This is a genomic window from Maribrevibacterium harenarium (genome assembly GCF_006385675.1).
GTDB classification, from domain to species: domain Bacteria; phylum Pseudomonadota; class Gammaproteobacteria; order Pseudomonadales; family Marinomonadaceae; genus Marinomonas; species Marinomonas harenarium.
This window is the reverse complement of record NZ_VFRR01000065.1, coordinates 1-9028: the sequence shown is the minus strand read 5'-3', so window position 1 is coordinate 9028 and position 9028 is coordinate 1. Positions and strand designations below refer to the sequence as shown.

Annotated in this window: 7 protein-coding genes and 1 pseudogene; 1 reads left to right on the top strand and 7 read right to left on the bottom strand. The window is 44.8% G+C overall.

Going from position 1 to position 9028, the window contains the following annotated elements; translation table 11 throughout:
* Positions 1-129 precede the first annotated feature (129 nt).
* Both FJM67_RS17575 and FJM67_RS18040 read right to left on the bottom strand, forming a co-directional pair.
* A complete protein-coding gene (locus FJM67_RS17575) occupies positions 130-294 on the bottom strand; it encodes a hypothetical protein (protein WP_181161535.1) in 165 nt (54 codons plus the stop codon).
* A 2-nt stretch (positions 295-296) separates the two neighbouring features.
* Positions 297-479, bottom strand: a complete 183-nt coding sequence (locus tag FJM67_RS18040) for a hypothetical protein (RefSeq protein ID WP_219846026.1) — start codon at positions 477-479, stop codon at positions 297-299.
* 626 nt (positions 480-1105) lie between these two features.
* Here FJM67_RS18040 and FJM67_RS16405 point away from each other — a divergent pair.
* A protein-coding gene (locus tag FJM67_RS16405; RefSeq protein WP_407943640.1) for an IS3 family transposase occupies positions 1106-2637 on the top strand; the annotation gives its coding sequence in 2 pieces (ribosomal slippage) (positions 1106-1568 and positions 1568-2637; 1533 coding nt in all).
* Between the two features lie 314 nt (positions 2638-2951).
* Here FJM67_RS16405 and umuC read toward each other — a convergent pair.
* The 5 genes and pseudogenes from umuC to FJM67_RS16380 form a co-directional block, all read right to left on the bottom strand.
* The gene (gene umuC, locus FJM67_RS16400) at positions 2952-4220 is read right to left on the bottom strand and encodes a translesion error-prone DNA polymerase V subunit UmuC (protein ID WP_140591644.1); all 1269 of its coding nucleotides are present in this window, start codon (positions 4218-4220) and stop codon (positions 2952-2954) included.
* Positions 4217-4582 carry a translesion error-prone DNA polymerase V autoproteolytic subunit gene (umuD, locus tag FJM67_RS16395; protein WP_140591641.1) on the bottom strand — a complete coding sequence of 122 codons (366 nt, stop codon included), beginning with the start codon at positions 4580-4582 and terminating at the stop codon, positions 4217-4219. Before umuD ends, umuC begins: the two co-directional genes overlap by 4 nt.
* 6 nt (positions 4583-4588) lie before the next feature.
* Positions 4589-5668, bottom strand: a complete 1080-nt coding sequence (locus FJM67_RS16390) for a site-specific integrase (RefSeq protein WP_181161534.1) — start codon at positions 5666-5668, stop codon at positions 4589-4591.
* Between the two features lie 70 nt (positions 5669-5738).
* Entirely contained in the window at positions 5739-6602 is an 864-nt protein-coding gene (locus tag FJM67_RS16385) for an NnrS family protein (protein WP_181161533.1), read from the bottom strand.
* A gap of 10 nt (positions 6603-6612) precedes the next feature.
* Positions 6613-8904: pseudogene (locus FJM67_RS16380) on the bottom strand (efflux RND transporter permease subunit); the annotation flags it as partial.
* Positions 8905-9028 lie beyond the last annotated feature (124 nt).

Genomic DNA, 9028 nt, shown 5'->3' with positions numbered 1-9028 from the left:
TATAAAATATTACCAACCCTGTCATCCCTAGCTAGTTCAAACACTGCGATGAATCAAACTCTAAAAATAGGTGTGGTTCGGCGGACGCTTACAGAGTTAACGCTGATTTTGTTGTGAATCCGTTCATGATCAGTACTCCTTACTCTTCGAGCGATCCACCGGACCTTCTAGGCTTTGATAAATCGAGCCATCTTTTCGCTCACAGTTTTTCGTGCATGTTGGCTCAGGCTCAGAGCAAACCACCAAAAATAACGTAGTGAACACCATCACCGGTGTTTGCATCATCCATTTCATGGTTAGTACTCCTTACTTTGTGAACGATCAACCGGCTCGCGTAAGCCTTCATAGAGGTTGTCTCGGCTCGCCTGATATTGAGCGTTAAGATCAGCGTCAGCCTGCATCTTGGTGGCTAGAGCGTTTTGTTGGGCGATCAATAAACTGCGGATTTGCAGCAATTGGTTTGATTGGTTACTCGCCAACTAATTAGCGTATCCAATCGCCTCGAGCTGGCCTTCTGAGGATTGAATTTGCAGTAACTTGCCTGCGTCACTCTGTAGATTCTGTTGCTGGAGTTCCAAACCACGAATCCGAAAGCGGCACCATTCGTAAAAGTGTTTTTCGATTAATTAGGGTTTTATGCACCAGCTCCTGCATGTCTTGGCCTCCTCTTAGTGATTGAAACCTGACTATGCCTGTATTCATTTGAAGCTTGATTGGACCTTGTGGAGGAAAAAGTTTAAGAGGCCATTTATTTTCAGAACTCCCCTCTAGAAGAATTTTTTTCGGACGCATAATTTAACGCGCCATTATTCAAACTACGTTATGCGGGCGAACTGAATTCTGGAACACAACATAATCTAACCATTTTTTGTGATGTACCACATATACCAATGGCCGATAACCCATTTGAGAAAGTAACATAACCGTAGAATTTACTAAATCACAGAATATTTATGAGGTATATCATTTGTACCTATGAATACATAGAAAAGTTCATTTTTCGAAACTTGAGCTGAACCATAAAATTGACACTGTCCCCCTGTGTCAGGATAGTTGTCGCCTCAGTTTTTCATAGTCTTAAACAGGAGGCGGATGTTAGGTATGAGTGAGACATTATCCAGAAGAGCATAAAAAGACAGTGGTTAGTAAGTTGATTGAAAGCGGTTTATCATTACGCCAGTTTTCGCAAAGAGAAGGTATCGGTCTGTCGACTTTGTATGGTTGGCGGGCTAAGTATACAGAGGCCGATTTCAGTTTGAGTAAAAGTAATACGCCAGAGAATTGGACAGCACAGCAGAAGTTTTCTGCGGTGATAGAGACTGCTGCCATGTCGGAAGTTGAGGTAAATGAATATTGCCGGAAAAAGGGGCTTTTCCCGGAGCAAATCCAGCAATGGAAACAAAGTTGTATCTCTGCTAATCAATCCGAGGCGAATAAGTGTAAACAGCAAGATCAGGAACGAAAAGCTGATAAGAAACGCATTAAAGAGCTAGAAAGAGAGTTAAAACGGAAAGATGAAGCGTTGGCTGAAACCGCAGCGTTACTGGTGCTGCGAAAAAAGTTAAATGCCTACTGGGGGGAAGAAGAGGACAATTAACCACGTTCTCAGATAGGCAATACTATGTTTCACTGGTTGATGAAGCTGTTAGCGCAGGTGCCAGAAAGCACAAAGCCTGTGGCATCATCGGTTTATCCCTACGCACGTTACAACGCTGGAGGGACACAGATAGGATCCGTGCAGATAAGCGCCCGGAGGCGAGCAGGCCGACGCCAGCCAATAAGTTAACTGAGTTAGAGCAACAAGCTATTTTAGATATCTGCAATGAAGAGCGGTTTGCCTGTCTGCCGCCCAGTCAGATTGTTCCCATGTTGGCCGATGAGGGAGTTTATTTGGGTTCGGAATCCAGTTTTTACCGCATATTGAAGGCCAACAATCAACTTACCCATCGAGGCAAAGCGAAACCCAAAGGTACACTGGCAAAACCACATGGATTTACGGCTACGGGCTCCTGTGAAGTATGGACCTGGGACATCTCTTACTGCCCCTCTACCGTCATTGGTCGGTTCTTTTATCTATACATGATAATGGATATCTTTAGCCGCAAAGTCATGGGATGGGAAGTGTATGACTGTGAGTCTGGTGAGCATGCCGCTAACCTATTGGAACGAACGCTATGGTCTGAGAAATGCGTGAATGAAGAGATAATCTTACATTCTGATAATGGCAGTCCGATGAAGAGCCTGACCATGCAAGCAAAGATGATTGAGATGGGCGTTATCGGCTCACGCAGCCGCCCCGGAGTCAGCAATGACAATCCCTACTCAGAATCTCTGTTCCGCACCGTTAAATACTGCCATCGATGGCCAAGTGAAGGTTTTAAATCACTAGAAGAAGCGCGATTTTGGGTACGCGATTTTGTCCGCTGGTATAACACCGAACATCGTCACAGCCGCATAAAATTCGTTACACCAGAGCAGAGACACAAAGGAGAGGACCAACAGATACTGGCAGAGCGCGCCGAGTTGTATGCCAAGGCAAAAGTGAAGAATCCGAGTCGTTGGTCTGGTGATGTAAGAAACTGGAATAAGGTCGGAAGCGTGAAATTAAATCCGGAGAATAAAAAAGAAGCAGCTTAACAGCTCAGGCGACAACTACCTTGAAAAACGCCGGTTTTAACCATTTTATAAAAAATTAGCTAAATTAAGAGGTTTCGGGATCGTCTTAGAATAGCTTTGGAGTAAAACTAGAGACTGGTCTGAAAATAACTTACGAGAAATGGCAGGGCTGTGCCAGAAAAAAAGATTGATATAAAAAATGGCGGAGCTGTGTCAGAAAAAATGATTGATGCAAAAAATGGCAGAGGTGAGGCAAGAAATTTTATATAAGCATCAATTACTTACTTCTTTGATATAAATGTACACTACGTCGACAACAGTGGCAAATAAATAGTTCACCTCACCACCGGCAGTTCATTCCAATTCGTGGTGTAGGCCGGCGAAAGTTGCTCTCTTTTCATCAACCATTGTGGCGTGACGCCTTGGCTGGCGAAGAACAACTTTCCTTTGGCTTTGTGGTTAATGGAATCGATTACCGACATCAAGGTTTCAGACTTGGAATTGTGTGTTGGAGTGAAAAGATCCATCTGTTGATGGTGAGGGTCAAAGAAGTCACTCAGCATGACGCCGGCTTTGGCATAGCGATAGCCCGCACGGTAAAGCTTATTAAGGAGCTGATCGGTTGCTTTCATTAACAAACGTGTATCACTCGTTGGAGTAGCTAGCCGCGATGTTAAAGAGCCAACATGCCGTGGGTCGTTGTTATTAAATAACCCGGTTCGTATAAAGACCTGTACCGACTTAGCGACTCTCCCCTCCCCTCTAAGCTTTTCTGCTGCTCGTGCTGTGTATTTGGCTACTGCTTGTTGTAATGTGGGTTTATCGGTAATCCTTTCCGCAAAGGAGCGGCTACAGACAATTTGTTGCTTTACGGGGGCAATGGATTCCATGTCTAAACAAGAGAGCCCATTTAGCTCTTGCTGAGTACGTTCTAATACCACCGAAAATTCTTTACGGATGGATTTAGCATTGGCATCGGCTAAATCCAATGCAGTATGGATGCCTTGGCTCTTTAGGCGCTCACTGATTCGTCGCCCTACTCCCCACACATCACTCACATCAACAAGTGCCATTAATCGACGTTGACGCTCTGGGTCCATCAGATTGACCACCGACTGTGTAGCAGGATATTTTTTCGCGGCATAATTGGCTAGTTTGGCTAAAGTTTTTGTAGGAGCTATGCCGACGCCGACCGAGATACCACTCCATTGATGCACTTTGTGTTTGATACGCAGACCAAATTCAGTCAGGTCTTCCGCGTGACTGACTCCAGTAAGATTCAAAAAAGCCTCATCAATGGAGTATATCTCCACTTCTGGCGCCTCTTGCTCTAACACCGACATCACACGAGCTGACATATCCGCATACAGCGCATAGTTGGAAGAGAAGCAAACTATGTCATGCCGCTCAATCTGATCTCGAATCTGAAATACAGGGACCCCCATCTTTAAGCCAAGTGTTTTGGCTTCTTTAGAACGCGCCACCACACAGCCATCATTGTTAGATAAAACGGCAACCGGGCGGTCTTTTAGATCAGGACGAAATAACTTCTCGCAGCTGGCGTAGAAGTTGTTGCAATCAACTAGAGCAAAGACTTGGCTCATCGGTCGAACTTGCGTACCACCCCCGTCACCACCCCAAAGACTTCCAAACCACTCTCTTCCGTAATCGGGATGGCTGGATAGGCCCTATTTTTGGGACGAAGTAAGACATTTGGACGAAGTTCTAATACTTTAACCGTCATTTCTCCATGAATACAGGCAATGACGATATCGCCGTGCTTGGCGACATAAGACCGATCAACAATAAGTATGTCCCCTGAATGAATGCCTGCCTCGATCATCGAATCCCCCTGAGTACGAACAAAGAATGTCGCGCTTGGATGCTGGATACACAACTCATTCAAATCTAGTGTTTGCTCAACAAAATCCTGAGCTGGATTCCCATATGAACTCAGTCTGCCCATATCTTGTCATCTCTCTGTAGAAATTGAGGCAGAACTGAGTTCTTCCAGCGCCAAGTCAATATAGTCAAGGAGGAGGGCACTCAATTCAGTAGGACTCCTACCGTGTCTGAGTTCGATAGCGATATCTTTGAGATTGGACTGTAACGATTCAACGGCAAGCTTTGCTTTAATCAGGTCTAAGGTACTTCCAAACCGGGCCACTTCCTCAAATGCCAAGTGAATATAAGGTTCAAGACTGCTGATCGAGGTATGCCCCGTGTACTCTTGAACCTTTCTTTTGAGAGTCTCACCATCCAAGAGCGCACGCCGGAAATCATCCCCATTTTCGAACTCGTGCTGCTCAATCAAAGCCACAAAAAGCTTGGTTATGAATCTGTGTCGGAACATGTGTGCGCAGGCTTGCTCTTCGATTTTTGCAGCCTTGGCAAGCAGCAGTAGTTCATTCGTCAGCGTCTCGGTAGCGAGCCTTAGTCCACTACTTTCGGAAATCAGTAGATAGCCCGTGTCGCTCTCACTACCTATGGTCTTCTTAATGATCCTCTGTCGGAACTTTTCAATAAAGTTCACGATTAATTCAAGATCCATTTTGGAGATGGGTAAGTATCTGTACGCTTCCCTTCCTCCTGATCTCTTGGCGGTGAAGACCTTGAGAACAGGCGCTTGCTTGATCTTCCTCGCGTTATAGATGTCTTCGACTCTGATGTTCGCGATCTCAACGCGCCTGGCTCCAGTAATCTCCAAAAGCTTGACCAGCATGAAACGCCGTCTTCTCTGGTAGGTCGTGGTGCTAACATCAGGAATCACTTCGATCAGTTTTGCAATATTTGTAGAGTTGATAGGTAAGCGCCGTGTTGGAGGCTCGGGGTTAGGAAAGGAATGGTGATGCCAATAGGTCCGGACTATCTGCTTTTTCTGACCCGCCAGTTTAAACTCCTTCGTCTCAGCCCTGATCGTTCCTGCGGCGCCGACGAACGACGGTTCAAGATAGAGTTCTCCAACGAATCCTAAAAAGCCGAGGCAGGTTCTCCCTATGTTTGCCACATGGGCTGCTTTCCGTTTTCTCTGCTCTGGCTTTCGTGGATCCATTTCTCCTTGGAGCGTTCTGATGAATAGTGAAAAGCGAGAATCAGTCAACTCCATGAATGAGTAGTTGTTGTTAAAGCAAAAGCGAATAATGTGACCATACTAGTGGGACCTGAAAGGTCACCCATATTCTCCATCGCAGAGCTCTGAATATATTTGAAATCCCAGCCACGAATAGAACGGCAATGCTAAGAGTGTTCGGGGCAATGTTTTGAGTCAAAGTTGTAATAAACACAATCACAATGCTTAGAATCGAAAGTTGCTCTAACCACCCAATCGAGTTAACCCGAGGTGTCTTAGCTCCGTTGGTAGTGAACATAGGAAAGACTCGCCCCCCCATTATGCTCATTACTAGCGCTGCTAGGATTACCATGGCGTGTGAAATGGCCGTGAAATCAACGATAGAGTCACTCGACAATGAATAATGGAAGACAGCATTCATCATCGCCATCACAAGTAGGATAGGTACAAAAAAGAGATTCCTCCACATCTTGGCTTGCAGGATCGGGCGCGCTAAAAAGACCGCGCAGGCTGGCAGGAAGAGAAGATCTATGACGATTATGTAATCACGAAAAATGGCGGGTTGAAAGGCAAGTGTTATACGACCTAGAAGCCATGTCAGTACAAGGGCAGCTAACCACCATCCTTCGATGCATTTACGTTTTGTCCAGGTTTGAACTGCCGTTAGAAGAAACCCAACCATGATTGCTGGAAAAAAACCGAATAGCATTTCATGTAGGTGCCACGCATAGGCACCGCCATAGAATTTAAACTCAATTAAGCCCAGAAAACTGAGTGCCCAAGCAGGTATGCTTAAGGCAGCAAACGCAGCACCAAGCAAGAAGAATGGCCTGAATGCTGCCTTTAGAAAAGCAGGGTGATGCCTTTTCGTGTTGTTTTCTTCAGTAATGGATCCATCAATTTGTAATAGCGCCACAAATAGCCTCTTAATTTGTTGACGACGACTTAGATTTCAGATCATTAACAATTGCATACAGTGAGGGAACAACAATCATGACCAATACTGTCGATGCTAGCAAACCAAACACAACAGAAATCACCAATGGTTTAAGGGTTTGTGCTTGAGTCGATGTTTCCGTGAGTAATGGCGCCATTCCCATTATGGTCGTTGAAACTGAAACAAAAATAGGGCGAAATCTAGAGCGAACGGCTTCACTAGCAGCTTCTATTACTGACTTGGTGTCAGAAACTCTCTCTTTGATGACGCCTATTAACAGTATTGCATTGTTTACAACGATTCCCGAGAGTGATGCTGCACCCACAAGGGATGGCATAGAAATGTTGTAACCCATCAAATAGTGGCCCCATACGACGCCAAGAAAAGCCATTGGGATAGTTAAAAGCACTATCAAGGGCTCAACATAGCTCCTAAATTGGAATGAAAGAATGAGATATACCCCTACGATTCCAATCAAGAAGCCACGAAGAATAGAGGCAACAGTTTCAGCCGAATTCGCTGCTTGTCCAGCTATCTCAAAAGTAATACCTGAGTAATTTGATTGGATATTAGGTAGCAGGGTTTTCTTGATGTCTGCGGTGATCGCATCAGCATTGGCTATACGGCCATCCACATCCGCTTGAATTGTTACAGATCTTGCTCCATTTCGTTGAGTAACTGAACTCCACTCTCTAGTTTCATAAAGCTTTACAACATTAGGTAAGAGAACAGTTGATCCATCATTCAGTTGTAGCTCAAACGCCAACAGATCGTTGATGTCTTGTGTACTGTTATCCGCAAATTTAACTTCAATCGCGTATTGAAATTCACCTACACGAATATCATCAAGGGTTTCGCCAAGAAACGCTCCGCGCAACTGATTAGCAATAGCTAATGGCGTTAATCCTAATGCTTGTCCGTCAGAAGTTATCTGCATGCCAAGTTGAGGTTTGCCAACATTTAGATCATGTTTGGCATTTAATACGCCATGGTATTTCTCTACTTCACTTAATAGCTCTTGCGAAGCCATCGAAAGCAAATTTAAATCCTCATGGAAAAGTCGTAGCTCTACGGCTATACCCTGTGGACCGATACCAGGCTCTGTAAGAATTAAAGATGTGATGCCAGGCAATACACCAATTTCACGTTTCCATACTTCAATGAGTTCATCGAGCGTTGTAGCTCGAATCTCTGCAGATAAGAGATCAGCTGAAACCGTTGCCACATGACTTCCGCTCTCTCCGACAGATAGATTTCTTCCGAATCGGGTTATCACGCGTTTTATAAGATCCTGTTGTTGCGGCTGTTTAGACTTCAGCTCGATATTCACACGCGCAAGGGCTTCTTCCACCTGACGGACAGCTTCTTCAGTTCTAGCGAGCGATACCCCCATGGGTAGCAAAATTCGTGCTTCAATTACATCACCATCAATTTCAGGCATTGCTTCACGCTTTACTACGCCAGAACCTAAGGCTCCAATAGTAATAATCAACAATCCAACCGCGACTCCAACAACTAGCCAGCGATGATCAATTGCCCAGTCTGCTAGCCTGCCAACCCACCGCTCTTTCAATGTATTAAAGATCTCCTCGAAGCGAACTTTGAATTTGTTGGGCGAATAATTAGATTTAGTTAGGCTATGTTTAAGATGGTGAGGAAGAATGAAAAATGCTTCTACTAGGCTTGCTGTTAGCGCAGCCAAAAGAACGACTGGAAGTACCTCAAGAACAGCGCCAAGCTCACCTGCTAAAAAAGATAACGGCAAAAATACAGATACGGTTGTAAGGAATGAAGAAACCACACCTGGAGCTACCGCGACAACGCCCTGAACTACTGAATTCAAAGTGACGTTGCCGTGTGAGTGCACAGCTATGGAGTCGGATAATACAATGGAATCGTCCATGACAATCCCTATGGCCATAAGCAACGCAACTACGGTGATCATATTTAAACTTTCACCTGTCAATGACATCCATGCAAAGGCGCCTAGAAACGCTACAGGCAATCCCATAGCTGCCCATGCTGCATAAGCAGGTCTGAAGAATAGGCTCATTACAAGTACAACAAGTACGAGACCAACAACACCGTTTTGAACAAGCATTGTTAATCGATCACGTATTATTGAAGTTACATCTTGAACGACTTCAAGGTGAATCGAACCAATCCCTCTACTTTGCTCGGCTTTCACCGTGTTTGTTAAGTCGTCGAGAGATCTTAAAGCGTCAGCATCTAGGGGTTTATGTACTTCAAGAAGGATGACAGGAACACCATCTAAAAAAGCTGCGTTACTCGATGGCTCATAATGTTCAACTTGTAGTGGTCAAGTAAATCTGGCCACGGTTTTAGAGTTTTTCCAATACAGCCGCTCACTCTCATTAGGAGATAAACCACCATTATGCCGATGA